Raw genomic sequence first — 25,186 nt, 5'->3', positions numbered from 1 at the left:
CTATACGTCGCGGGGCCGCCGGCCGGCCCTATTCCGGCCCTGCGGAGGCTGTTGCACCTGGAAGCCAGAAGATTCATCCCATTGGTTGAGCCGAACGGTGCCGCACGCGGGACCCCTGCCGGGGTCGATAAGCTAAAGGCATGACTTCCGAAGCCCTCACTGCCCCCATCATCCGCGCCGACGGCCGCACGCCTGACCAGCTCCGGCCGATCAGCATCACCCGCGGCTGGTCCAAGCAGGCCGAGGGATCGGCCCTGATCGAGTTCGGCAACACCCGGGTGCTGTGCACCGCCTCCCTCACCGAGGGTGTGCCCCGCTGGCTCAAGGGCGAAGGGCGCGGCTGGGTCACGGCCGAGTACGCCATGCTGCCGCGCGCCACCAACACCCGCTCCGACCGCGAGTCCGTCAAGGGCAAAATCGGCGGCCGCACCCACGAGATCTCCCGGCTGATCGGCCGTTCGCTGCGTTCCATCATCGACACCAAGGCACTGGGCGAGATCACCATCGTGCTGGACTGCGACGTCCTGCAGGCCGACGGCGGAACCCGTACCGCCGCCATCACGGGCGCCTACGTGGCGCTGGCTGAGGCCATCCGGTTTGCCCGCGAGAACAAGATGATCGCCCGCAATGCCCAGCCCCTGACCGACACGATCGCCGCCGTCTCCGTCGGCATCATCGACGGCGTCCCCATGCTGGACCTCCCGTACGTCGAGGACGTCCGGGCAGAGACCGACATGAACGTCGTTGTCACCGGTTCCGGCAAGTTCGTCGAGGTCCAGGGCACCGCCGAGGGCGCCCCCTTCGACCGGGACGAGCTCAACAAGCTCCTGGATCTGGCCCTGATGGGCACCGAGCAGCTTGCCGCCATCCAGCGCGAGACCCTGGCGGAAGCACCGTGACAGAGGGCCCGGCAGGTCACGGCACAGCACCGGTGCTGGTGCTCGCCACCCACAACAAGGGCAAGCTCCGGGAGCTTCGAGAACTGCTGCGCGGGCAGGTCCCCGGCCTCGACGTCGACACCCAGGTGGTGGATGCAGGGGCCGTCGGCGCCCCCGACGTGGCCGAGACCGGTGTGACCTTCGCCGAGAACTCGCTGCTCAAGGCCCGCGCGGTGGCGCAGGCGACCGGGCTCGTGGCGATCGCTGACGACTCCGGGCTCGCCGTCGACGTGCTGGGCGGGGCGCCGGGTATCTTCTCGGCCCGCTGGGCCGGCCGTCACGGCGACGACGCCGCCAACCTGCAGCTGCTGCTGGACCAGCTGGCCGACGTGCCGGATGAGTTCCGGGGTGCCGCGTTTGTGTGTGCCGCGGCGCTGGCCGTGCCCCCTTCCGGCGCAGGTGCGACCCCGGAGGAGGGCCGGGAGGTTGTCGAGTACGGGCAGCTCGAAGGGACGCTGCTGCGGGCACCCCGCGGCGCGGGCGGCTTCGGCTATGACCCCGTGCTCCAGCCGAGCGGGATGGACCGCAGCTGCGCCGAACTCAGTCCGGAGGAGAAGAACGCCATCAGCCACCGGGGCCACGCTTTCCGGGCGCTCCTTCCGGCGATCGTCGAGGCGTTGTCCGGGAGGTAGCCGCCGCAACGACGGACAGTTGCGGACAGTTAAGCCAGGAAGGCGCCCCACATCGTGGGGCGCCTTCCTCTTGCGTTCTAGGTCCGGAGTGCCGTCCGGATCGGGAGCTACGGCGTCTTGCGTTCCTCTTCGGGCTCGTGCTCCTCGACGAACTCCTCGAAGACGTCTGTGCCGTACTTTTCGGCCTGGCGCTTGGCGATGAAGCCGCGGGCGACCTCAATGCCGATCGGGATCACCGAGACCAGGACGATGATGATGAAGATGATGTCCAGGTTTTCGCGGACCCACGGGAACGTGTCGCCCAGCAGGTAGCCCAGCAGGGTCACGCCGCCGCCCCACAGCACGGCGCCGATGACGTTGAACAGGAAGAATTTGCGCTTGTCCATCTGGGCGACGCCCACAATCACCGGGACAAAGGTCCGGATGATGGGCACGAAGCGGGCCAGGATGAGGGCCTTGCCGCCGTGCTTCTCGAAGAAGGCGTGGGCGCTTTCGACGTTTTCACGCTTGAAGAGCTTGGAATTGGGCTTGTTGAAGATGGCCGGGCCGGCCTTGGACCCGATCAGGTAGCCGATCTGGTTCCCGATGATCGCCGCGGTGATGATCAGCGCAATGAATGCCCAGATGTTGACCTTGATGGTTCCGGTGGCAACCAGCAGCCCGGCCGTGAACAGCATCGAGTCGCCCGGCAGGAAGAAGCCGACCAGCAGGCCGGTTTCCGCGAAGATGATGCCGCAGACCAGCAGCACGACCCACGGCGCCAGGGCGGGGTCGGCCAGGAAGACCTGGGGGTTCAGCCAGTCGGGCAGGAAGGAGGCCAGCTGCGGCTGGACCGGTCCTGCACCGCCGATCGTGGACACGGCAAAGTCACTCAAAGCTAGAAGGTTCACTTGTTAAGCGTACTTGACGGCCGGCGCCGGCCCGCCTGACCGGGTCCACGGCACGCGACAGGCCGCGCCCGGTGCGGGCCGGCCCTGATTCCGGCGGTAAAGTTTGGGGCGTGGCTTTGGACTTTACGGCGATCGACTTTGAGACGGCGAACGGCTTCCGGGGTTCACCCTGCGCTGTTGGCCTCAGCAAAGTCCGCGGCGGAGTCGTCGTCGAGGAGGCGTCCTGGCTGATGCGGCCCCCGGAAAACCACGACCGCTTCGACCACCACAACGTCCGGATCCACGGAATCCGGCCCGAGCAGGTGGCCGGGCTGCCCCGCTTCGGCGAGCTGTTCCCGGAGATCGGCGCCTTCATCGGCGGCGACGTCCTGGCCGCCCATAACGCCGCCTTCGATCTCGGGGTGATCCGCTCCGGCCTCGAGGTCTCCGGCCTGGCCGGCCCGGCCTATGACTACGTCTGCACTGTGATGCTCTCCCGCCGCTGCTACTCGCTCGTGTCCAATTCCCTGCCGTATGCGGCCGAGGAAGCCGGTGTCCCGCTGGTCAACCACCACGACGCCGCCGAGGACGCGCGGGCGTGCGCCGGGATCCTGATCGACATTGCCACGCGCAACGGTGCCGGCAGCATCGCCGAGCTCTACTTGTCCCTGGGGCTGACGGTGTCTCGCCAGCCGGCCTTCGACCCGCGGCGCGACCCGCTCTCCAAGGCCAGCCAGTCGGCGCTGGAGGCACTCGCCGGCGGGGCGGGTGCTGCGGCCCCGGTCCGGGCCTACCAGCCTGGCTGGCCCGAGGAGGGCGCCAATCCGTTGCCGAACGCCTTCGCCGATCCCGGACACCCGCTGTTCGGCCAGACCGTGGTGTTCACCGGTGAACTCGCCATACCCCGGCCCGAAGCCAAGATCCGTTCCGCGGAGTTCGGCGCCAGTCCGGAGAGCCGGGTCACCGCCCGCACCACGGTCCTGGTGGTCGGCGACGGTTTCGTCGCCGCCGACCTGCGCTCCGGACGCCTCACCGGCAAGGCCCGGCGAGTGCTGGAGCTGCACGAGCGCGGCCGGCGGATCGAAGTCCTGTCCGAAGGCGAATTCCTGCAGATGGTGGGCGGCCACGTTCCTTCGGCCGCGATCGCCTGAACATCCCGCCCGCACGTGAGGTTCGGGCATGTGGCGCCCGGCACGTGAGGTCCGGGCCCGTGAAGGGTCATACGGCGCAACAAACATTCCCCCCGGGGCCGGGCTGCTCCTAGCCTTGGACGATGAGCAAACTCACCTCGGCACCCTCCGGGAATCCGGCACCCGCAACCGCCCGGACGACCGGAACCGGCTGGCGGACGGTCTTCGCGTTCCCGAACCCGGTCAACGAGTACGCCGCCCGCATCACGGCCGGACTCGTGGTGCTGCTGTCCGTGGTGACGCTGCTGACAGGTTTCGGCTGGGGCCTGGGCGTCATTGCCGCCGGATTCTGGCTTCGCGTCCTGTTCGGGCCGCGGATCTCGCCGCTCGCCCAGCTGTCCGTCAAGGTCCTGACGCCGCGGCTGGGGAAGACGCGGCTCGTGCCGGGTCCGCCGAAGCGGTTCGCGCAGGGCATCGGAGCCGCGATGTCCACCACCGCCGCCGTCCTGCTGACCGTCGGGCTGGCTCCGGCCGCCTGGATCCTGCTCGCGGTCCTCATTGTTGCCGCGTCCCTCGAAGCGTTCGCCGGCTTCTGCCTGGGCTGCGCCATCTTCGGTTTCCTCCAGCGCCGCGGCCTGATCCCCGCGGACGTCTGCGAAGCCTGCAACGACATCACGCTCCGCAGCGCCTAAGCGCCGGGGTACCCGCCGCTGGGTCTTGCTCAGGCGCCGGTGACTGCTGCCAGCTGTGAGGCCATGCCCCGGATGAGCTCCGGCGCCTCAAGAACGTCGAGCCACTCCGCCGGCAGGCACTCCTCGCCGTAAAGCGTGCCCAGGATGTTGCCGGCAATCGACGCGGTGGAGTCACTGTCCCCGCTGTGGTTCACGGCGACGGCGATTGCCGCACGGAAGTGGGCCTCCGGGTGCCCGGCAGCCGCCGTCGGGTCCGGTGCCGTAGCCAGCACCGCGTAGAGCGCGACGGCGAGCGCCTCCTCCGCCACCCAACCCTCGCCGAGTTCCCGGACCAGTTCCTCGGGGCCCAGCAGTGTGCCGTCGGCGCCCAGCCGGAGGGCTGTGTCGAGCCGGGCGATAAGGTCGGCGTCGGGTTCTTCACCTTTGCGCAGGTGCCCTGCGCCGAGTTCTGCGAGCGCGAATTCCGCTGCTTCGCGCAGTCCGCGGCCGGCGGCCAGGGCGTGAATGACAAGGCTGAAGATGCCGGAGCTCTGCCGCGCCGCGGGATGCCCGTGGGTGAGGGAGGCCGCATCGGCGCTGAGCTTGTAGACGGCTTCGGCCGGGATGTAGGGGACCAGGCCGAAGGGGGCGGAACGCATGACGGTGCCGCAGCCCTTGGAGTCCGGATTGACCGGGCGGTAGAACGTTCCCATCTCTCCGGTGGACAGTCCGCTCAGGCAGGCGTTTCCCGGGGCGCGGCGGTGTTTGAGGACGTCGTGGGAATCGATCCAGCGGGGCGGCTGGAACGGTGCCGCGTCCGGAACGGGCACACCCTGGGTGGCGAGCCAGCGCAGGTACGCGAGCCACAGGCACGCGTTGGTGTCGGCGGCCACGCCCGAGTTGGCCCACTCCAGCGCCTCCAGCAGCCCGTCAACGGTGTAGAGCGTGAGCTGCGTGTCGTCGGAAAAGTGGCTGCCGCCGTCGAGCGCTGAAAAGTCCTGCAGCCCGTCGGGGCCGAACGTCTTTCGGATCGTGGAAATGTCGTCGAACTCGACGACGTACCCCAGCGAATCACCGAGGGCGCCGCCCAGCAGGCACCCGTGGATCCGGGATTCGCGGGACGGTGTTGACGGCGGCGCGGGGGTGATGACGGGCTCGTTGCTCATGACTTAGAATTTTACCCCGGCGCCCAGTCGGAACCGGTGCCACAAGTCAACAGCGGACGGCAGGCGACCAATGCGCGAACCAGCATGGCGGAAGACCGGATCCACCCCTGACTACCGGTTCTCGCTCGCCAACGAAACGACGTTCCTGGCCTGGATCCGGACATCGCTGGCCCTGATCGTGGGAGCCCTCGGCATCGACCAGCTGTTCCCTGACATTGCCCCTGCCCCGCTGCGGATCGCCATGTGCGTTGCCCTGGCGTTCATCGGTGCCGTCCTGGCCGTCCTGGCCTACCGCCGCTGGGGGCAGATGGAAGAAGCCATGCGCAACAGCCGCGAGTTGCCATTTTCCGGCGTGATGCTCGTGATGACGGTAGGGGTGGCGGCGGCGGCGTTCATCCTGGCCGTGCTGCTCCTGATGGCGCGGTGAGCGCCGCGGCCGTGCGGGATCCCGGGCTGCAGCCGGAACGGACCGAGCTGTCCTGGGGCCGGACGCTGCTGGCCCTGTTCGCGGCCGACCTGTTGATTTGGCGCAGCTGGGCGGTCGCGGCGTCTCAGCCCGTCCCCGCCGCGGACCCCGCGCCCGGCTTCGCCAGGTGGGCCGGGGCCGCGACCACGGACTATCTCGGGATTTGTGCCCTGGCGGCGATGGTCGCCACCGTGGTGCTGTGCCTCTGCGTGCTGGCCCGGGTGCGGCAGCTCCGGCATTCCTCCCAGGCGCCGCTGGCGTCCCTGATACGCTGGGCCGCCGCCGGCGTCATCGTGCTGGGCACCAGCGCCGTCGCCGCGATTGCGCTGGGACGCTGAGCCCGGGTCCAGCGAATGTCCAGACTCCGCTGGCAGACTGCTCGCTGACCCCAAGCAAAGGAATTCCTGAAGATGATCACGCCCGCGTCAGCCCTCGAGCCGGCCGCCACCCCCGACGATTCACCGCCTGCCGGGCTGCCGGGCCGGTTGTCCGCCGAGGCCTTCGGGACGTTTTTCGTGGTGGTCGCCGGACTGGGCGTTCCGCTGTTCACGATCCCGCAGTCGAACCCGCTCTCCGCGTCCCTCGCCGCAGGGCTGGCGGTCACCGCCGCGATGCTGGCCGTCGGGTACCTCTCCGGCGGCCACTTCAATCCCGCGGTGACGGCGGGACACGCCATTGCGGGCCGGATCCGGCTCGCCGACGCCGCAGCGTACGTGGGGGCGCAGCTCGTGGGCGCACTGCTCGGCGCGGTGGCGCTCTTCGGTATCCTGCGCACCGTCCCCAATATCGCCGACACCAGGACGGCCTTTGACACGGTGGCCGCCGGGTTCGGCGAAAATTCCGTCATCCAGGTGCCGCTGGCCGGTGTGCTGCTCCTGGAGGTTCTCGGCACCGCCCTGCTGGTGGCAGTGTTCCTCGGCGCCACGTCGGCGCGGAACCCGTCACGGCTGGCAGCGCCCTTCGCCGTCGGCCTGACCATGGCCGTTCTGCTGCAGTTCGGCCAGGCGCCGGGCAACATCCCCTTCAATCCGGCGCGTGCCACGGCGTCCGCGCTGTTCAGCAGCCCGGACGCGCTCGGGCAGCTGTGGCTCTTCTGGGTTGCCCCGCTGGTGGGCGCGGCCCTGGCGGGGCTTGTGTACCGCGGCTTCGCGCAGGGCAGCCCGGCCGCCGCCGTGCCGGCCGCTGCTGAAGAGCCGGACGAAGAGACCGACGAAGAGGAAGCGCCGCTGGACGGGGCCGGCGAGGAGCCGGAGTCCGGCGCCGCGGTACCGGCCGCGGCGGCCACGCCCGCACCCTCAGCTGTGCCGGCACCCGCCGAAGGCAGGACGGGCGACGACGAGGCCCGCGACTTCTTCGACAAGCGCGGGCAGTAGCCCGCCCCCCAGCGTCCGGGCAGAAGCCAACGCGGGGTCACTTCCGGCCCATTCCGAACGATGGGACCGGCCGGAAGTGACCCCGCGTTGCTGCTCCGGAGCGGTGGCGCAATCCTGTCGGTGGCAGCCGATACCGTAGGAGCATGCGGTTATTGCACACCTCGGACTGGCATTTGGGCCGGTCGTTCCACGGCGTCGGGATGCTCGACGCCCAGCGCGCCTTCATCGACCAGCTCGTCTCTTTCGTGCGGGACGAGGCAGTCGACGTCGTCCTGATCGCCGGCGACGTCTACGACCGCGCCCTGCCGGGAGTCGACGTCGTCCGGCTGCTGGATGACGCGCTGGTGGGCCTGACCGGCGCCGGCGCGCAGGTGGTGCTGACCAGCGGCAACCACGACTCGGCCATCCGGCTCGGCTTCGCCTCCCGGCTGCTGGAGCGCGGGGGAGTGCACCTGCGCACGCGGCTCACCGAGCTGGACCAGCCCGTGCTGTTCCCGCTCGACCCTGGCGCCCCGGACGCCGGGCCGGTGCTCGCCATCTATGGCATCCCCTGGCTGGAACCACGGCTCGTGGCCGAACAGCTGGGGGTCGAAACCGCCAGCCACTTCGAGGTAACCCGGGCGGCCACCGCACGGATCCGGGAGGACCTGGCCCTGCGCTCCGCGGCCCGGACCGTTCATTCCGTGGTCCTGGCCCACACGTTTGCCAGCGGCGGGATCAGCTCGGACAGCGAACGGGACCTCAGCATCGGCGGCGTCGGCGCTGTCCCGCTGGATCTCTTCGACGGCTTCGGCTACACGGCGCTGGGCCACCTGCACGGCCGGCAGGAGCTCTCGCCGTCGGTCCGCTACTCCGGTTCGCCGCTGGCGTACTCCTTCTCCGAAGCGAAGCACAAAAAGGGCAGCTGGCTCCTGGACGTCGACGCTGACGGCGTCGGCGCGGCCCGCGAAGTGCTGTGGGAAGCGCCCCGGACCCTTGCGGTGCTGCGCGGCAAACTGGAGGAGCTGCTTTCCGCCGCGGACCATGCCTGGGCTGAAACCGCCTATTGCCAGATCACCGTGACCGACGCCCAGCGCCCCGCCCAGGCCATGGAACGGCTGCGCTCGCGGTTCCCGGACACGCTCGTGCTGGGTTTCGATCCGGAAGGTGCCGGCGCCGCCGCCAAAACCAGCTACAGCAGCCGGCTCGCCGGGGCCGAGGACGACCTTTCCATTTGTTGCGGGTTCCTCGAGCACGTCCGCGGCCGGGGAGCCGACGACCGCGAGGCAGCCGTCCTCGCCGAAGCCCTGGAGTCCGTGCGCCTGGAAGGAGTCTCACTGTGAAAATCCATCGCCTCGAGATCTCCGCCTTCGGGCCCTTCGCGGGTACCGAACACATCGATTTCGACCGCCTGAGCGCCCACGGCCTGTTCCTGCTCAACGGCCCCACGGGCGCCGGCAAAACCAGCGTCCTGGATGCCATCTGCTTCGCGCTCTACGGTTCGGTGCCCGGGGCCCGGCAGGACGGAAAGCGGCTGCGCAGCGACCACGCCGAGGCTGCGGCCGAGCCGCGGGTGACCTGCGAGTTCTCGGCGCGCGGGCGGCACTTCGAAGTCTCCCGCTCTCCCGCCTGGGACAAGCCCAGTGCCCGGGGGAAGAACGGGTTCACCGTGCAGCAGGCCAACACCCTGCTGCGGGAACGCGTGGACGGAGAATGGATAGAGAAGTCCGGCCGCAACGACGAAGCCGGCGCAGAGATCGCCGACGTCCTGGGCATGAACCGGGAGCAATTCACCCGGGTTGTGATGCTGCCGCAGGGTGATTTCGCGGCCTTCCTGCGGTCCAAGGCCACCGACCGCCTCGACCTGCTGCAGAGCCTCTTCGGTACCCAGCGGTTCGAGGCCGTGGAACAGGAACTCGGCCGTAAGGCGCAGGCTGCCCGCACCGAAGTCGCCAGCCTCAACGGCCAGCTCGAACTCCTGCTCGCCCAGGCGGAAGCCGAAACTGCCGCACTTGGGCTCGACACGGCGGATGCCCCGGAACGGGCCGACGCGGACGCGTTCCTGGCCTGGCTTGGGACCAATGCCGCCGCGGCCGCGGAGCAGCGCCGCGCCGCCGCGCTGGGGGCCGATGAGAAGCGCGCCGACCGCTTGTCCGCCAGGGACGCCGCAACGGCGCGTGCCGCCCGCCAGGCCAAGCTGGCCGGGGCCGAACGCCGGCGCTCCGAGGCTGAGGCCGCCGCGCCCGCCGTCGCTGCCAAAAGCGCGCAGCTGGGCCTGCACCGAAAGGCGGAAGTCCTCGGCGGGCAACTGCAGGCAGCGGATAGTGCCGGGACGGCGGAGGAACGGGCAGCGGCCGCGATGGCCGCCGCCGCAGAAGATCTGCGCAGCGCTGCGCTCACCGACCCCGAACTTGCCGCGATGCTGAACACAACCGCGGGCAGCAGCTGTGACGCCCTGGGCAACGCCGGTGATGCCGGCGGCTACGCCTTGGACGGGGAAGCCCTGCGGTCCGCGCTGGGGGGACTGCGCTCACTGCGCGCGGTGCTCGAGGAACGGCTGCCCGATGAGACCAGGCTCGCCGGACTCCGGGGCCGCAGCACCCAGCTTCGCCTGGACCTGGCGCGGCTGGAAGCCGGGCGGACGTCCGGGGCTTCCGCCCTGCTCGCCCTGCGCCATGAATCCGTTGCCCTGCTCGCCGCACTGCGCCCGCTCGAAGAACTCGCCGCCGAGGTGCAGTTGCGGACGAAGGAGGCCGCCGCGGCCGAGGAACTGCTGGTCCTGGTCCGGCGCTACGCCGCTGCCGAGAAGGCCCGCGCAGCCGTTGCGGAACACCACAGCGGGGCCCGGGCGGAGTACCAGGACCGGCGCCAGCGCTGGCTCGATCTCCGCGAGGAACGGCTGGCCAACGCCTCGGCCGAGCTCGCTTCCCAGCTGCAGGCGGGCCTCCCTTGCCCGGTCTGCGGCAGCCCAGAGCATCCGGTCCCCGCCCCGGCCGCAGCGTCCGCCCTGGACGTGGCCGAGGCAGAACAGTCCGCGCAGCACGCGTGCGAGGCCGCGGAGGCCGCCCTCGCGGCGCTCGAACGTGAACTCTCCGAGGCCCAGCAGGAGGTCGCTGTGCTTGCCGCACAGGGCGGCGACACCGCGCCCGAGGATGCCGGCCTGGAAGCGGCCCTGGCGCGGGAACGCGCCGCCGAAGCACACCGTGCGGCGGCAGAACTCGCCGTCAACCGGGCACGGCACTCCGAGCTGGACGAGGAGATCGCCGACGCCGAATCGGTCCAGGCGGCCACGGCATCAAGCATCGCCCAGACCGAGTCCACGCTCGCTGAAGTCCAGGAGCAGGCCGATTCGCTCGAACTTGCCCTCGACAACCTTCGGGCCGGCCACCCCGTCCTGGCGGACCGCATCACCGCGCTGGACGGCAGCGCAGCCGTGCTGGAACGCGCCGACGCGGCACGGACCCGGCTGGAACAGGCCGCGGCCCGCTCCGCGGAGGCCCGGCAGCAGCTGGAGCTGGCGCTTCCGGGCGCCGGTTTCGACTCCGCGGCGGCGGCGCGGGCCGTCCTGCTCTCCGCCCCGGACTCCGCTGCACTCGAAGCCGCCGTCCGCGACGGACAGGACGAAGCGGCCCGGATCGAGGAACTCTTCGCCAGCGAGGAACTGGTCCTGGCGCTGCACGAGCTGGCGACGGAGGGCCCCGTCGCGGGGGAGCTGGTGGAGCAGCTCCGTGCGGACGCAGCCGCGGCTGAACGCTCAGCCCGGGACGCCGAACTCGCGGCCGGCCTCGCGGAAAAGTCCGTGCGGACCCTGGGCACGATCGCCGCGAACTATGCGCAGCTTGCGGCGGACGGACGGGAGCCGCGCGAACGGGCGCGACTGCTGGCCGCCGTCGCCGACGCGGCCCGGGGCGGGGGAGACAACAACTACCGGATGAGCCTGAACAGCTATGTGCTCGCCGCCCGGCTCGAGCAAGTGGCCGTCGCCGCCTCTGAACGGCTGATCGGCATGAGCGATGGCCGCTACACGCTGCAGCACACCGACGCCAAGGCGGTCCGCGGGCAGAAATCCGGCCTCGGCCTGGAAGTGGTGGACCAGTGGACCGGACAGCGGCGGGACACGGCAACCCTGTCCGGCGGCGAGTCCTTCATGGCCTCGCTCGCTTTGGCCCTCGGGCTGGCGGACGTCGTGCAGCAGGAATCCGGCGGTGTGGACATCGAGACGCTGTTTGTGGATGAGGGCTTCGGCAGCCTCGACGAACAGGCCCTCGAACAGGTCATGGACGCCCTCGAAGGGCTCCGGGACGGCGGGCGCGTGGTCGGCCTGGTGAGCCACGTCGGGGAAATGAAACAGCGCATCAGCACCCAGCTCCAGGTGGTCAAGGGACGCAACGGATCCGCCCTGCACATCTCCGACGACGCCCAGGGCTGACGCGCCTCCCCAGGCCCGGCCCGCGCGGCGGCCGGGCCTTCGCTGCTTGCCGGAGTTACGGCTATAATTGGTGAGTTACCGGGTCGCGCGCATCGGGAGGAGGGACGATGCGCACCATTGAACGAACCCGGAATCATGACTCTCTCAACGACTTCCCAGGCGCCCGCTTCTTCCGCGCCGCATCTTCCTGACACAGCTGCTGCCCGTCCCGGGCCTCCGTCCCCGACGGGACCCGCGGCCGCACCCCCGGCACCGCACACTGGCGGGCGTTTCTCCCGCCTGCCGCTGCTCGCCGGCAAAACCTTCATTCCGATCGGGCTGTTCGCCCGGCTCCCGCTCGCCATGCTCACCGTCGGAGCGCTGACCCTGGCCACCGCCGTCACCGGCTCCTACGCCGTCGGCGGGGTAGTGGCCGGAGCTGTCGGCATCGGCTCCGCGCTCGGCGCTCCGGTCTTCGGCGCGCTGGCGGACCGGCTGGGCCAGCGTCCGGTCCTGCTGTTCGCCGCAGTCTTCAATACCGCCGCCGTCGTCGCGCTGATCCTCGCCGCCTACCTCGTCCCCGGCGGAGATGAGCTGGCCGCCGCCCTCCCGGTCCTGGCCGCAGCGTTCGTGGCCGGTGCCAGCTGCCCGCAGGTCGGCTCGCTGGCCCGGGTCCGCTGGATGGCCCTGACCTCCAGCGGCGGACGAAACGCCAACCCCGCGGACCTGGACACGGCGCTGTCGTACGAAAGCACCGCCGACGAGCTGACTTTTGTCCTGGGCCCGGCCCTGGTGGGCATCCTCGCCAGCCTCATCGCACCGTGGCTGCCGCTCGCCCTCGCCGCCGCCCTGACCATCACACTCGTCCCGGCCTTCGCGGTGCACTCCACGCATCACGCGGTGGTCAGGACACCGGCGCGGACAGTCGCCGGCGCGGCGCACCAGAAGCAGCTCCGGGCTGCCCTGACCGCAGGGCAGCGTGCCGGTGCGTTCGCCGCCGTCGGACTCCCGGTGCTGGCCATGGTCTGCATGGGCACGTTCTTCGGCTCCACGCAGACCGCGCTGAGTTCCTTCTCCGCCAGCTTCGCCACGTCCGAGCTGGCGGGCCTGCTTTACGCCGTGATGGGCCTGAGCTCCGCGGCGGCGGCCTTGTCGGTGGCGTACTGGCCCCAGCGGTTTACGGTAAACGCCCGCTGGGTGGCCTGCGCGGCACTGATGGCGGGCCTCGCGCTGCTGCTTTTGCTGCCTTCGACGGCCCTTCCCATGATCCTCGTGCTCCTGGTCCTGGGCCTGCCGGTGGGCCCGCTGATGGTCACGGTCTTCGCGATCGGCGGCCAAGTGGCCCCCGCGGGCAAACTCGGCACGGTCATGACGGCGCTCGCCAGCGGCATCGTCGCCGGCACCGCGATCGGCTCGTCCATCGCGGGGCAGCTGGCACAGCACCAGGGCTACTCCACCGCCTTCCTGGTGCCGGTATGTGCCGCAGCGGCGCTGTTCCTGCTCGGCGCGGCAGCCGCCGTCGTGCTCCGGCGAAAGAAAGCAGCCGCCCTCACCGGTTGACGGTGGCGGCCGTGCCGGCCACGGGATGCAAGGCCGCCGCCCGGTCCGTTGGGGCACCGCGCCCCCGGGACCCATTGACGGCGGTGGGGCTTCGGAGGACATTGAGGAATCCGGGACGTACGGGAACGGTCGCCACGAGGTATTCCGTCGGAGGACGGCCTGGCGTGCCGCGCAGGGGGCATGCGTTCCAAGGAGGTAGGCGTGCCCAAAAAGCCCGGACTTATTGCGGCCGTAGCATTGTTCTGCCTGGCCGGCGCCATGCCTGCCGGAGCATCCACGGAACCCCACGGTACGCCGGGCAACGGGCCCGTAGCCTTCGGCCGGGGCAATCCGCAGCTGGGAGGCGGTGCGAAGAGCCTGTGGGTGGCGCGCGCCGACGGCTCGCATCAGCAGCAGCTCACCCGGGACGAGACGGGCTTCTCGGACTGGTCCCCGGACGGAAGCCGGATCGCGTTCGACTTCGTCAGTGACACCGGGGTCCACATCGCCACCGTGTCGCCCAACGGCAAGGGGCGCCGCTCCCTGACGTCCGCTCCGGGGGTTCAGGAAGGTCCCAAGTGGTCGCCGGACGGACGCCTGATCACCTACGACGCGTTTGCGGCTGGCCAGGATCCGTTCGCTGTTTCCATCTGGGTGATGCGTTCGGACGGTACCGACCCGCATGAACTCACGCAGGGCTTCATAGATGTGGAACCTGTCTTCTCGCCGGACGGAACAAGGATAGCGTTCGGCCGCATCACAGGAGACAGCCCGGAGGGCCAGCTGGAGGCCGTCTATGTTGTGAACGTGGACGGCACCGGTCTCCATCAGATCCTGGCTCCGCGGGCCGGTCTGGAGCATCCCGACTGGTCGCCGGACGGACGCTTCATTTCCTTCAATATTGCTCCGGAAAGCGGTTCCGCGCCGGACTCCGGAGCGATCATGGCAGTCCGCCCCGACGGGACCGGGCTAAGGATTATCCGGCCGCCGACTGAGGAATTGCGGTTCTTTAAGCCCGTCTGGTCACCCGACGGGCGCCAGCTGCTGACCGGCTGTTTTGATACGAAGATTGGGAAAGACCGCATCTGCACGATCTCCGATCAGGGCAAGGGAGGGATCCGCGTTGTCATAGCGGGCGACACCCACGTCAACGTGCCGTCATGGGGTGCGCGGCGGAGCGGCTGAGTTCTGCACCCACGGACATCCGGGCCGGCCAGGCCTTAGCCCAGCTGGCTCTCGATCCGCTCGGCGCCCGCGGCAAGGGCCGCGGCCACCTCTTCCGGATCCTGTGCGGCGCGGATATAGACGACGGCGAGAGCGGCCGGCCGTCCGCCCGGAACCCGGATCGGTACGGCCAGCGAGGAGACGCCGGCGATGACCTCGTCATGGCTGGCGGCATACCCCCTGCGGCGTGCCTCGGCCGCTTCCGCCCGGTAGGGGATGCCGGGTGCGGCGGCGGTCCATTCCTGTTCCGACATGGCTGACTGGATCGCGATGCCGGGGGCCCCGGCGCTGATCGGATGCCGCGAGCCGGGATGCTGGACCACAGTGGCCCCGGTGTGCCGAGGATCCACGGTGACCAGGGTGACGCACTCCTCGTGGTCCCAGACGGCAACGAAGGCGCTCATCGTCAGCGAGTTGGCGAGCTGGGTGAGCTCCGGCAGGGCCGCCGTCTGGAGGTTCCGGGAAACTCCCCGGGCCAGGACGGCAAGGCCCGGTCCGGGCTGGACCCGGCCGCCGTCGTCGCGCACCAGCAGGGAGTGGTCCTCAAGGGTGCGGAGGATCCGGTAGGCGACGGAGCGGTGCACGCCCATCGCATCGGCGAGTTCGGCGATGGTCAGCGGGTGCGGGGCGTCGGCCAGGATCTCCAGGGCACGGATGCCACGCGACAGCGTCTGGGACGGGGAGGCCTGCGTGCTGCCGGCGGTCGGGGTCATTGGTCCATCCTAAGTGCGGGCGGTCGCGAATCCGGGGATACACCGGGCGGCCCTTGTGCTCCGCCTCACGGTGCGCTAGCGTTCTATATAGGAACTATGTGTTCGATTATAGAACACTAACCCTTGCAAGTCATGCCAGTAAAGCCATCACCAGATGCAGGGATCAACGATGATTGCCAAACCCCGCACGGAGCCTGTCCGGGTTGTTCCGGGTCAAACTCCCGCTGCGCGCGCCCATCGCTTCCGCGGCAGCCTGGGGCGCTTCGCCACCGGTGTCGCGATCGTGACCTTCGACGGCGCCACCAGGCGCCACGGCATCACCGTCAATTCCTTCACCTCGGTGTCCATGGACCCGCCGCTCGTGCTCGTCAGTATCGCCCGCACCGCGAAGGCACACGACGAGCTCGCCGGCCGGCCCTTCACCGTCAATATCCTTGGCGCGGAGCAGCGGCAGCTCGCGATGCACTTCGCAGGCCGCCCCGGACCCGAGCCGCTCTGGGTCGAGGGTGGCGCCGCACCGCGGCTCTCCCGTGTGCTTGCCTACTTCGAATGCAAGCCCTGGGCAGCGTACGACGGCGGCGACCACACGCTCTACATCGGCGAGGTGACGGACTTCAACTACCGCAGCGGCGATGCGCTGGGCTTCGCCAACGGCGCCTTCACCACGATCCCGGAAAGCCAGCTGGGCATGGAGGACCTGCTCTGACCCGACACCGAACAGCGCCGCGGCCTGACGACTCAGCTCAACGATGACTGGAGAAACAACCATGGGTATCCGTACCGGACAGCAGTACCTGGACAAGCTCAACGACATGACGCCCCACGTGGTGATCGACGGTGAGGTTGTCAGCGAGAAGATCGCCGAGCACCCCGCGTTCCGCAACGTGGCGCGCTCCTACGCCAAGCTCTTCGACATGCAACATGACCCGCTGCACCAGGATGCGCTGACCTACACCTCGCCCACGACCGGAGACCTGGTGAATGCCTCCTTCCTGGTGCCGAAGACCGTCGAGGACCTCCAGCGCCGGCGCCGCGCCATCTCCACGTGGGCCGAGTCCTCCAACGGCTTCCTGGGCCGCTCCGGCGACTACATGAACTCCTCGCTGACCGCCCTCAGCACGGCCGGGAAGTGGTTTTCCCAGGCGGACCCGAAGTTCGGCGAGAACATCCTCAACTACTACGAGTGGGCCCGGGAAAACGACGTCCTCGCCACACACACCCTGATCCCGCCCCAGGTCAACCGGTCCGTCTCCGGCTCTGAACAGCTCGGCGGCCAGCTGTCAGCCCGGATCGTTGAGGAACGCGAGGACGGCATCGTCATCACCGGTGCCCGCATGCTCGCCACCATCGCACCGATCGCGGATGAGCTCCTGGTCTTCCCCTCCACGGTCCTCCGCGGCACGCCGGAGGATGCCCCGTACTCGTACGCCTTCGCCATCCCCAATGACACGCCGGGGCTTCGCTACCTGTGCCGCACCTCGCTGTACAACGGCGGCAGCACCCACGACGAGCCGCTGGCCTCCCGCTACGAGGAAATGGACGCCGTGGCGGTCTTTGACAATGTCTTTGTGCCCAATGAGCGCATCTTTATGCTCGGCAACCCGCAATTGTGCAACGGCTTCTACTCCGAAACCGGTGCTGGCGCCCTCATGACGCACCAGGTGGTCACCCGGACCATCGCCAAGAGCGAGTTCTTCCTGGGCCTTGCCTCCGAACTCGCCGATTCGATCGGCATCGACGGCTTCCAGCACATCCAGGAGGACATCGCCGAACTAATCGTCGACGTCGAGATCGGCAAGGCCCTGGTCCGGGCCTCCGAGGCCGATGCGGAGCTCAACGAGGCCGGCGTTATGCTGCCGAAGTGGACCACGCTCAACGCCGCCCGCAACTGGTACCCCAAGGTCGCCCAGCGCTTTCCGCAGATCATCCGGAAGTTCTCCGCCTCCGGACTGATGGCCCTTCCCGGCGAAGCGGACGTCAACAGCGACGCCCGGGCGGATATCGAGATGTACCTGCAGGGCAAGTCGCTCACCGGCCCCGAGCGTGTCCGGCTCTTCAAGCTGGCCTTCGACGCCTCGGTGTCCGGCTTCTCCGGCCGGCAGTCACTGTACGAGTACTTCTTCTTCGGCGATCCGGTCCGGATGGCCGGGGCAATGGTGAACAGCTACGACCGCGGGCCCGTCCGGGCCCGTGTGCGGGAGTTTCTGAACCGCACCGACTGACCACCGCAGGAGTTCGCCGTCCATTTATGGCGCGGCGAAGCTTTTTCCCAATGATGTGTGCCCTGTCACACATTTCATAGTATGATTCTGAATACTAACTGACCGTTCGATCAGTAAATCCAGAGGCATTCAGTTATTCACTTCGCACCCATCCCCGGGCAGGATTTCTGCCCCCAGCAACGGAGTTTCAATGACCGCAACTTCAAGTGTCGATTCTGAGGCGGGCCCCAGCAGCAAGCATGAGGAACGCAAGGTCCTCGCGGGGACGCTGGTCGGGACCACCATCGAGTGGTACGACTTCTTCATCTTCGCCCAGCTGACGGCAACGCTGCTGTCGCCGCTGTTCCTGGCTCCCCTGAACGCCTCCAACCCGGGCCTGGCGCAGATCCTGTCCTTTGCCCTCATCGGCATCAGCTTCCTGTTCCGCCCGCTCGGCGCCGTCGTCGCCGGCCACCTGGGTGACCGCCTCGGCCGCAAGGCCATGCTGGTCTTCACCCTCATCATGATGGGCGCCGCCACTGCCCTGATCGGCATGCTGCCGACCTACGCCCAGATCGGCTTCTGGGCTCCGGTCCTGCTGATCCTGCTCCGCGTCATCCAGGGCTTCTCCGCCGGCGGTGAATGGGGCGGCGCTGCCCTGATGGCAGTCGAGCACGCTCCCAAGAGCAAGCGCGGACTGTTCGGCGCCTACCCGCAGATCGGTGTTCCGGTCGGCATGATCCTCGCCACCGGCCTGCTGTACTTCCTCAACACGTCCATGTCCAAGGAAGACTTCGCGGCCTGGGGCTGGCGTGTGCCGTTCCTGCTCTCCATCGTGCTGATCGTCGTCGGCTACCTGATCCGCCGGGCCGTTGCCGAGAGCCCCGTCTTCAAGGAAATGCAGGAGCGCAAGGAAGAGAGCAAGGCTCCCCTCGGCGAGCTCTTCCGCAAGCACAAGAAGGCCGTCCTCTTTTCGACGATGATCTTCATCGGCAACAACGCTGCCGGCTACCTGCTGATCGCATTCTTCATCTCCTACGCCACCAAGTCCCTGAAGATGCCCACCGCGCAGATCCTGCTGGCCACCACGCTGGCGTCCTTCGGCTGGCTGATCTTCACCCTGGTCGGCGGCTGGCTGTCCGACAAGATCGGCCGGGTCAAGACCTTCCTGATCGGCTATGGCATCGTCTTCGCCTGGATGATTCCGATGTTCGCGCTGATCGACACCAAGAACATCTTCCTCTACGGCGTGGCGCTGTTCGTCCTGACCATCGGCCTGGGCCTGTCCTATGGCCCGATGTCCGCGATGTACGCCGAGATGTTCCCTGCGAACGTGCGCTACTCCGGCATCTCGATCGGCTACGCCTTCGGTGCCATCCTGGGCGGCGCGTTCGCCGCCACCATCGCGGAGGCCCTGCTCCAGGGCACCGGGTGGACCGGCTCCATCGGGATCTACATCATGATCCTCTGCGTCATCTCTGCGGTCGGCGTCCTGCTGGCCGGGGAGACCAGGGGCCGCGCGCTCGGCGTCAGCCACCACGCGCCGGCCGCAACGGCCAAGCACTAGTCACCAAGCACCAGTCAGCCAACTGGCGGGAGGGCGCGGACCATAAGGTCCGTGCCCTCCTGACGTTAGGGCATCACGCCTTTGGGACAACGCGGGGTCACTTCGCGCCCATCCGTGGCCCCGGTATGGGCCGTAGCTGACCCCGCGTTGAGTCAGGCGGGCCGGGCACCCAGCAGTCGGACGACGTCGTCGTCACGCACTTGCCGGAAGGTGCGGTAGGAGCTGCCGACGGCGCGGAACTGGCCGGGGATGAACAGGCTGAACGCGGCGTCCGCGAGCTGCTGCAGTGACGACTGGGCCTCCAGTGACGCGACGGGAACGCCGACGACGACGGTTGCCGCACCGGCCGCCCGTACGGCCTCGACGCCGGCCCGCATGGTCGCTCCGGTGGCCAGCCCGTCATCGGCCACGATCACGGTTTTGCCGGCCAGGGGCAGCCGGGGCCCAGGGTAGGCTGCGGCGCGGCGCCCCAGTTCCGACCGCTCGGCGCTTTCCACTGCGTCCAGCGCGGACTGGCGGACGCCAATGTCGAGGAGCCGGGCCACCAGGGGGCGGTTCAGCACCCTCACCACCCCGCCGTCAGCGGCGGCCAGGGCGCCGAACGCGGTCTCGTCGAGTCCCGGAATCCCCAGTTTGCGGACCGGCAGCACGTCCCACGGCAGCCGGAGGGATGCGGCGGCCTCGGCCGCCACCGGAACCCCGCCACAGGCGAGGCCCAGCACCGTGGTGTCCGGTCGTCCGCGGAACTGGGGGAGGGCAGCGGCCAGGAGCCTGCCGGCCTGCTCGCGGTCTGTGAAGCGCATGGCCACGGCGTCCCTCCTCCGGTTTCCGCCCATCCTGCTGCGGCCAGCCTACGTCCGCCGGGGACGGCGCGCGAGACCGCTGCCGGCATTAGTCCCGAAGGGCAGTTCTATCCATCCAGCGAATGGAATAACACTTGTAGACTGTCCATGGGCGGGACGTACCGGCCCTCCCGCCGATGGGGGAACGACTCGGGGGAACTGTGGCCGGATCCTTTTACGGCGCGGACGTCGCGCAATTACGCACCATGGCGGCGACTGCCGGAAGCAGTGCAATGACTCTCAGCGGCCTCCACCGGCGCCTGGCAGCGGAGGTCGCGGCGTCCACCCCCTGGCAAGGGAACGACGCCAGGGCTTTCCGGTCCGAATGGGAGAGCGTACATTCGTGGTCCATGATCCGCGCCGTCCAACTGCTGGAAGCGATGCAGCGGGAGCTCACGGCCAATGCTGACCAGCAGGAAAGTGCCAGCGGCGCCGCCGGCGGCCCGGCCTCGTCACCCGCCTCGCCACCCGCCTCGTCACCCGGTGGTGCAGCGCCGACTGCCGAGCCCGTCACGCCGGCTGCGCTGGGAGCGATGTCGCCCCGGGACGTCCAGGAGTGGTGGAATGGCCTGAGCGCAAGCCAGCAGGCCGACTTTGCCAGGCTCTATCCCTTTGCCGCCGGCAATACCGACGGACTCCCTGTTGCCGCCAGGATCGAAGCGAACCGCCTGGCGGCCGGAACCCGCCTGGCCGTGCTGGAGCAGGACGGAAAAGGCTGGACGGAGGAAGCCGAGTACCTGAAGAACACGGTGAAGGGCAGCATCGATCTCGTGGCATACGATCCCGCGGAGGGTAACCTCATTGAGATGATTGGCGACTATGACGGCACCACCAGGACGGTCCTTACCTATGTTCCGGGCACGTTCGCCACGGCAGGCGACTTCTACGGCGGAACCGCCCAAAAAATGGCAGCGTTCCTCCAGCAATCAGATCCGGTCGGACTGACGGCTGCGTTTGTCTACAAGAACAGCGAGTTCCCGCAGGACCGCATGTTTGGGCAATCGGCGGACAAGCCCTTTGGTGAGCAGGCCGGCAGGAAGCTGGCGTCCTTTGAGGCGGGCCTCGAGGCGCAGAACCCGCCAGGAGCCAGGACCGTCGCGGTCTCACACAGCTGGGGCCAGGCTGCGGTAGCGTCCTCGGAGAAGTACGGGACACACTACGACAGCCAGATCTCCCTGTCGGGCGCCTGGATGCCTGAGGGCTGGAAGGCCGACCCGGCCACTGAGTACCACCACTTCGCCTATGACTTTGATGCGCTGGCCACCGCCCAGCAGTTGGGGCTGGTCGGCGACAAGTACCCCCTGGGCGACCCCGCCTTCACGAAACACATTTACGATGACCCGGCCCGAAACTATGAGTTCGGTCCGGTGAAGATCACCACCGACCCGATGGCAAAGGTCGAGAACCACAGCCTGATCGCCAGCGCCCAGGACGCGAAGAACCGGGAGGCCCGCGAGGACATCGCACGCGTCATCTTCGGGAGCCGACGGTGAACGCGGCCACACTGTTCACCCGGCTGTCCGCAGCCGTCTCCCTGACCTGTCTCGCAGCCGCATTAGCAGCCTGCGCACCCGTTACCGAACCCCGGAGCCCCAGCATGGATCTTGCCACCGCGAAACAGTCCATCCGCAGTCAGCAGGACGAGCTGATGTCGGTGGTACCGCCGGCTGCAGTGGCGACGTCGAAGCAGACCGAGACGTCCCGCGCCCTCTTTGAATGCGAGACTGGCGGCTACTACTGGCCGGGCACGATGGACGTGGTCCTCAGCGCGGACGCCGACGGCGCGGCCCTGCTTGAGCAGATCAAGGCTGACTGGTCCGCCAGGAGCGGCTGGACCGTGAGGGACAAGACCAGTGTCAATGGGGACCCTGAACTCGTGATTGTCAGCCAGGAGGGTTTCCGGCACTCGATCGAGTACAACCCGGAGCGGAACGCGCTCAACGTGCTGTCCTCGTCCGCGTGCTTCCAGATGGAGGGAAAGCCAATGCCGGGCGTCGACTACTAAAACTCCAGCTGCGTCCCCGAAACCCACAACGCGGGGTCACTCCGGGCCCATCCGCAGCGTACGGATGGGCTTCAAGTGACCCCGCGTTGTGCGTGAACGGCCGGGAGGCTAGACGCCCAGGAAGCTGATGGCCCCCTGCTTAAACGCCCGGCTGGTGATGGCGTTGGTGTGGTTGCGGCCCGGAAGGACCAGCTGCTCCACCAGGGCCCCGGCTTTGGCGCCCAGCGCCGCAAGTTCGGGCATGGAGACGGCGCGCTCGTCCTTCTCCCCGGCCACCAGCAGCATCGGCATGTGCGGCACGGCTTCGGCGGGATCGAACGGCTCGCTCTTGATGGCCTCCACGAGGGACAGCAGCGAGAAGATGTTGTTGCTCGGCAGCATCTGGGCCATCTTCAGCAGCCCGGCAGTGGACGCATCGGAGATCGGGGTGCCGTCGGCGAGGTAGCGCTGTGCGGCGACGAGGTCGAAGTCCGCGAGCGGATCGGCGACGTTCGGCCCGCCCAGGACCAGCCGGTGCACCAGCTCGTGCTGGGTGGCGCCGAACTCCCAGGCCAGCCGGGAGCCGAGCGAGTAGCCGATCAGGTCCAGTCCGCTGGAAGGGTCGCCGTCGCGCAGGGGGCGGACTCCCGAGTCGAACGCGATCTGCAGCAGGTCCGCCCGGATCCTGCTCGGGGCGTAGGAGTCCATGTCCTCGGGGGCGCCGCTGCGGCCGTGGCCGGGCAGGTCCACCGTGATGACCCGGCGGCCCGCCTCAAGCAGGGCGGTAATCCAGCCGCTGTCTTCCCAGTTGAGCTTGGATGAAGAGGAGAATCCGTGCAGCAGCAGCACCGGGCGCAGTCCGGCGTCGGACGCGGGCTCGTGGACACCCACATACAGTTGCGGGTCGGTGCCCTCGACGGTGTGCGAATGCTGTTCGCCGGTGTGTCTGCCGCTCATGGTGTCAGTCCTCATCAAGTACGGCGCTCAGGCGGACCCGGCGCTTTGGTGCCTCTTCCTTCGGGACCGTGCCCACGATGCCGGCGGTGTTGTCCGGCACCTCAAACACAATCAGGGGCTCGCCGACATTGATCTTGTCACCGGGTCCGCCGTGGATACGCACAACCTTACCTGCCTGCGGGCTGGGCAATTCAACGGCTGATTTGGTGGTTTCCACTTCGACGAGGGGCTGGTTGCGCTCCACCTGGTCGCCTGGCGCGACCAGCCATTCCAGCACGGTTGCCTCGATCAGGCCCTCGCCGAGGTCCGGGAGCGGGAAGGAAATTTCAGCCACGTTTGTACTCCAATACTCGCTGGATCCCGAAGAGGATCCGGTCAATGTTCGGGATGTATTCGTCTTCCAGGTCTCCCGAAGGGTACGGGACGTCGAAGCCGGTGACGCGCTCGACCGGCGCCCGGAGCGTGTCGAAGCAGGACTGGGTGATCAGTTGCGCCACCTCGGCGCCCAGGCCGGACGTGAGCGGCGCTTCATGGACGACGACGGCGCGGCGCGTCTTGCGCACGGAGGCGGCCAGCGCCTCGGCGTCGATCGGCTTGAGCCAGCGCAGGTCCAGGACCTCGATGTCGATCCCGTCCTCGGCGGCGAGTTCGGCGACCTGGAGGCAGCGCGCCACCATGGCGCCCCACGCGACGAGCGTGAGGTGGCGGCCCTCGCGCATGACCTTCGCTCCGGTGGGGGAGCCGCCGTCTGCGAGGTTGACGTCGCCCTTCTGCCAGTAGCGGGACTTCGGTTCCATAAAGATCACCGGGTCCGGCCGCGTGGCCGCGTACTTGAGCAGGTGGTAGGCCTCGTTCGGGTTCGACGGCGAGACCACCTTGAGCCCGGGCACGTGGGCGAAGAGCGCCTCGAGGCTTTCGCCGTGGTGTTCGGGGGCTCGGATGCCGCCGAAGCTGGGAACCCGCAGGGTGATCGGCATCGGCATCGTGCCGCGGCTGCGGTAGTTCATCCGGGCGATCTGGCAGACGATCTGGTTGATGGCCGGGTAGGCGAAGCCGTCGAACTGGACCTCGGGGATGGGGTGGAACCCGGCCATCGCCAGGCCCACGGACATGCCGAGGATGCCGGATTCCGCCAGCGGGGTGTCGAAGACGCGCTGCTCGCCGTGCTTGGCCTGCAGCCCGTCGGTGATGCGGAAGACGCCGCCGAGCCGGCCGCAGTCCTCGCCGAAGATGACGGCCTTGGGGTTGTCGGCAAGGACCTCGTCGAGGGCCCGGTTGAGGGCCTGCTGCATGGACATCACGGCGGTGGTCGCGGCGGCGGTGCTTTCGGGAGCACCCGCGGCAAGGGTGGGGTGCACGGCGCTTTCGCCTTCGAGAATCGAGTTAGACATGTTCGGACTCCTCGCGCCAGTTGGCGGCCTGGGCCTGCAGGGCAGGGGTGGTTTCCTGGAAGACCAGGTCAAACATTTCGGTGCCGGGGCGGGAACCGAGGGCCTGGATGCCGGTGCGGATCTGTTCCTCCTCGGCCTTGGCCGCGGCGAGGGCTTCGGCGAAGAAGGCCTCGTCGGCGACGCCGTCGGCGAGCAGCCGCTGCCGGAAGCGTTCCAGCGGGTCCACGCCGGCGCCGTCGCGCTCCTCATCGAGCGAGCGGTAGCGGCCCGGATCATCGGAGGTCGAGTGCGGGCCGCGGCGGTACGTCATGGCTTCGATGAGGACGGGGCCGTTGCCGGCCCGGGCGTGCGCAAAGGCGCGGCGGGTGGCCTCGACGACGGCGACGACGTCGTCGCCGTCGATCCGCAGGGCCGGGATGCCGTAGCCGGCGGCGCGGGCGGCGACGGAGCCGCCGGCGACCTGGCGTTCGGTGGGGACCGAGATGGCCCAGCCGTTGTTCTGGACAAAGAACACCACGGGCGCCTTCATTACGGCGGCGAAGTTCAGGGCCTCGTGAACGTCGCCCTGGGAGGAGGCGCCGTCGCCGAAGTACGTCATCGCGACGCCGTCTTTCCCATCCAGTGTCTGGCCATGGGCCCAGCCGACGGCGTGCAGCACCGAGCCGGCCACCACGGCCTGGATCGGGGCGAGCCGCGATTCCAGCGGGTCGTAGAGGCCGCCGTGCCAGGTGGCCTTGTGGGTGGACATGTACGCCACCATGTCCACGCCTATGGTGCGGGCGACGCCCATCTCGCGGTAGGTGGGGAAGACGAAGTCCCGGGTGGTGTCGACGGCGTAGCCGCTGCCCACCTGGGCCGCCTCCTGGCCGAGCTCGGGTGCGTAGCCGGGGATGATGCCCTGACGCTGCCAGGCGATGGCCGAGGTGTCGAGGTGGCGGACGGCCACCATCAGCGAATAGAGCTCGCGGAGCTGGGCGGGAGTGAGGGGTTCGGCGGCGTCGCCGGAAGCCACGGGAAGTGTGTCCATGCCTGTGACCCTAGTCACCCGCTCGGCGGTAGGCAAACAGCTGTTAAATCACTGACCAGACTGCACAAGAGTGCCAGTCCGACGGGCGCCGGGCTTTGCAATCTGTGCA

General features: G+C 68.8%; 24 protein-coding genes. 16 read left to right on the top strand and 8 right to left on the bottom strand.

Annotated elements, in window-relative coordinates:
* Positions 1-140: 140 nt before the first annotated feature.
* Both rph and rdgB read left to right on the top strand, forming a co-directional pair.
* On the top strand, positions 141-899 hold the full coding sequence (gene rph / locus LDO13_RS11830) for a ribonuclease PH (RefSeq protein ID WP_275959828.1): 759 nt from the start codon (positions 141-143) through the stop codon (positions 897-899).
* Positions 896-1,570: an RdgB/HAM1 family non-canonical purine NTP pyrophosphatase gene (gene rdgB / locus LDO13_RS11825; protein WP_224046930.1), complete on the top strand. Its 675-nt coding sequence runs from the start codon at positions 896-898 to the stop codon at positions 1,568-1,570. The genes rph and rdgB overlap by 4 nt, the downstream gene beginning before the upstream one ends.
* 107 nt (positions 1,571-1,677) lie before the next feature.
* On the opposite strand, the gene LDO13_RS11820 is transcribed toward rdgB, so the two are convergent.
* Positions 1,678-2,445 (bottom strand): VTT domain-containing protein, encoded by a 768-nt coding sequence (locus tag LDO13_RS11820; RefSeq protein ID WP_224046929.1) that lies wholly within the window; start codon positions 2,443-2,445, stop codon positions 1,678-1,680.
* Between the two features lie 125 nt (positions 2,446-2,570).
* Here LDO13_RS11820 and LDO13_RS11815 point away from each other — a divergent pair, with 125 nt between their 5' ends.
* Complete coding sequence (locus LDO13_RS11815) at positions 2,571-3,590, top strand: exonuclease domain-containing protein (protein ID WP_224046928.1); 1,020 nt, start codon at positions 2,571-2,573, stop codon at positions 3,588-3,590.
* Between the two features lie 122 nt (positions 3,591-3,712).
* The gene (locus tag LDO13_RS11810) at positions 3,713-4,261 is read left to right on the top strand and encodes a DUF4395 domain-containing protein (RefSeq protein ID WP_224046927.1); all 549 of its coding nucleotides are present in this window, start codon (positions 3,713-3,715) and stop codon (positions 4,259-4,261) included.
* A 29-nt stretch (positions 4,262-4,290) separates the two neighbouring features.
* Here the strand turns inward: LDO13_RS11810 and LDO13_RS11805 are convergent, their stop codons facing one another.
* The gene (locus LDO13_RS11805; RefSeq protein ID WP_224046926.1) at positions 4,291-5,406 is read right to left on the bottom strand and encodes an ADP-ribosylglycohydrolase family protein; all 1,116 of its coding nucleotides are present in this window, start codon (positions 5,404-5,406) and stop codon (positions 4,291-4,293) included.
* Between the two features lie 70 nt (positions 5,407-5,476).
* On the opposite strand from LDO13_RS11805, the gene LDO13_RS11800 reads away from it, so the two are divergent.
* The 7 genes from LDO13_RS11800 (at position 5,477) to LDO13_RS11770 (ending at position 14,356) form a co-directional block, all read left to right on the top strand.
* The gene (locus LDO13_RS11800) at positions 5,477-5,833 is read left to right on the top strand and encodes a DUF202 domain-containing protein (protein ID WP_224046925.1); all 357 of its coding nucleotides are present in this window, start codon (positions 5,477-5,479) and stop codon (positions 5,831-5,833) included.
* A complete protein-coding gene (locus LDO13_RS11795) occupies positions 5,830-6,210 on the top strand; it encodes a DUF202 domain-containing protein (protein ID WP_224046924.1) in 381 nt (126 codons plus the stop codon). Before LDO13_RS11800 ends, LDO13_RS11795 begins: the two co-directional genes overlap by 4 nt.
* A 72-nt stretch (positions 6,211-6,282) precedes the next feature.
* On the top strand, positions 6,283-7,245 hold the full coding sequence (locus LDO13_RS11790; protein WP_224046923.1) for an aquaporin: 963 nt from the start codon (positions 6,283-6,285) through the stop codon (positions 7,243-7,245).
* Between the two features lie 143 nt (positions 7,246-7,388).
* Positions 7,389-8,567, top strand: a complete 1,179-nt coding sequence (locus LDO13_RS11785) for an exonuclease SbcCD subunit D (RefSeq protein WP_224046922.1) — start codon at positions 7,389-7,391, stop codon at positions 8,565-8,567.
* Positions 8,564-11,653 (top strand): SMC family ATPase, encoded by a 3,090-nt coding sequence (locus tag LDO13_RS11780; RefSeq protein ID WP_224046921.1) that lies wholly within the window; start codon positions 8,564-8,566, stop codon positions 11,651-11,653. Before LDO13_RS11785 ends, LDO13_RS11780 begins: the two co-directional genes overlap by 4 nt.
* A gap of 135 nt (positions 11,654-11,788) precedes the next feature.
* Positions 11,789-13,192, top strand: coding sequence for an MFS transporter (locus LDO13_RS11775; RefSeq protein ID WP_224046920.1), 1,404 nt, complete (start codon positions 11,789-11,791; stop codon positions 13,190-13,192).
* A 201-nt stretch (positions 13,193-13,393) separates the two neighbouring features.
* Entirely contained in the window at positions 13,394-14,356 is a 963-nt protein-coding gene (locus LDO13_RS11770; protein ID WP_224046919.1) for a hypothetical protein, read from the top strand.
* Between the two features lie 35 nt (positions 14,357-14,391).
* On the opposite strand, the gene LDO13_RS11765 is transcribed toward LDO13_RS11770, so the two are convergent.
* On the bottom strand, positions 14,392-15,108 hold the full coding sequence (locus LDO13_RS11765; RefSeq protein WP_224046918.1) for a helix-turn-helix domain-containing protein: 717 nt from the start codon (positions 15,106-15,108) through the stop codon (positions 14,392-14,394).
* Between the two features lie 169 nt (positions 15,109-15,277).
* Between LDO13_RS11765 and LDO13_RS11760 the strand changes: the two genes are divergently transcribed.
* The 3 genes from LDO13_RS11760 (at position 15,278) to LDO13_RS11750 (ending at position 18,876) form a co-directional block, all read left to right on the top strand.
* A complete protein-coding gene (locus LDO13_RS11760) occupies positions 15,278-15,814 on the top strand; it encodes a flavin reductase family protein (protein WP_224046917.1) in 537 nt (178 codons plus the stop codon).
* 61 nt (positions 15,815-15,875) lie between these two features.
* Complete coding sequence (hpaB, locus tag LDO13_RS11755; protein WP_224046916.1) at positions 15,876-17,330, top strand: 4-hydroxyphenylacetate 3-monooxygenase, oxygenase component; 1,455 nt, start codon at positions 15,876-15,878, stop codon at positions 17,328-17,330.
* Between the two features lie 190 nt (positions 17,331-17,520).
* The gene (locus tag LDO13_RS11750) at positions 17,521-18,876 is read left to right on the top strand and encodes an MFS transporter (RefSeq protein ID WP_224046915.1); all 1,356 of its coding nucleotides are present in this window, start codon (positions 17,521-17,523) and stop codon (positions 18,874-18,876) included.
* Positions 18,877-19,028: 152 nt separating this feature from the next.
* Here LDO13_RS11750 and LDO13_RS11745 read toward each other — a convergent pair whose 3' ends face one another.
* Entirely contained in the window at positions 19,029-19,679 is a 651-nt protein-coding gene (locus LDO13_RS11745; protein ID WP_224049770.1) for a phosphoribosyltransferase family protein, read from the bottom strand.
* Between the two features lie 272 nt (positions 19,680-19,951).
* On the opposite strand from LDO13_RS11745, the gene LDO13_RS11740 reads away from it, so the two are divergent.
* On the top strand, positions 19,952-21,211 hold the full coding sequence (locus LDO13_RS11740; protein WP_224046914.1) for a hypothetical protein: 1,260 nt from the start codon (positions 19,952-19,954) through the stop codon (positions 21,209-21,211).
* Between the two features lie 104 nt (positions 21,212-21,315).
* Positions 21,316-21,723: a hypothetical protein gene (locus LDO13_RS11735; RefSeq protein ID WP_224046913.1), complete on the top strand. Its 408-nt coding sequence runs from the start codon at positions 21,316-21,318 to the stop codon at positions 21,721-21,723.
* Between the two features lie 108 nt (positions 21,724-21,831).
* Here the strand turns inward: LDO13_RS11735 and LDO13_RS11730 are convergent, their stop codons facing one another.
* Genes LDO13_RS11730 through LDO13_RS11715 form a run of 4 tightly spaced genes read right to left on the bottom strand, consistent with a single transcriptional unit; the run spans position 21,832 to position 25,077 of the window.
* On the bottom strand, positions 21,832-22,659 hold the full coding sequence (locus tag LDO13_RS11730) for an alpha/beta fold hydrolase (protein ID WP_224046912.1): 828 nt from the start codon (positions 22,657-22,659) through the stop codon (positions 21,832-21,834).
* Between the two features lie 4 nt (positions 22,660-22,663).
* Positions 22,664-22,993, bottom strand: coding sequence for a biotin/lipoyl-containing protein (locus LDO13_RS11725; protein ID WP_056426240.1), 330 nt, complete (start codon positions 22,991-22,993; stop codon positions 22,664-22,666).
* Complete coding sequence (locus LDO13_RS11720; protein WP_224046911.1) at positions 22,986-24,050, bottom strand: alpha-ketoacid dehydrogenase subunit beta; 1,065 nt, start codon at positions 24,048-24,050, stop codon at positions 22,986-22,988. The genes LDO13_RS11725 and LDO13_RS11720 overlap by 8 nt, the downstream gene beginning before the upstream one ends.
* Entirely contained in the window at positions 24,043-25,077 is a 1,035-nt protein-coding gene (locus tag LDO13_RS11715; protein WP_224046910.1) for a thiamine pyrophosphate-dependent enzyme, read from the bottom strand. The genes LDO13_RS11720 and LDO13_RS11715 overlap by 8 nt, the downstream gene beginning before the upstream one ends.
* Between the last annotated feature and the right edge of the window lie 109 nt (positions 25,078-25,186).

This window comes from Arthrobacter sp. NicSoilB4 (assembly GCF_019977335.1).
GTDB lineage: Bacteria > Actinomycetota > Actinomycetes > Actinomycetales > Micrococcaceae > Arthrobacter.
The sequence above is the reverse complement of the archived record's forward strand: the minus strand, read 5'-3'. Positions and strand labels throughout refer to the sequence as shown.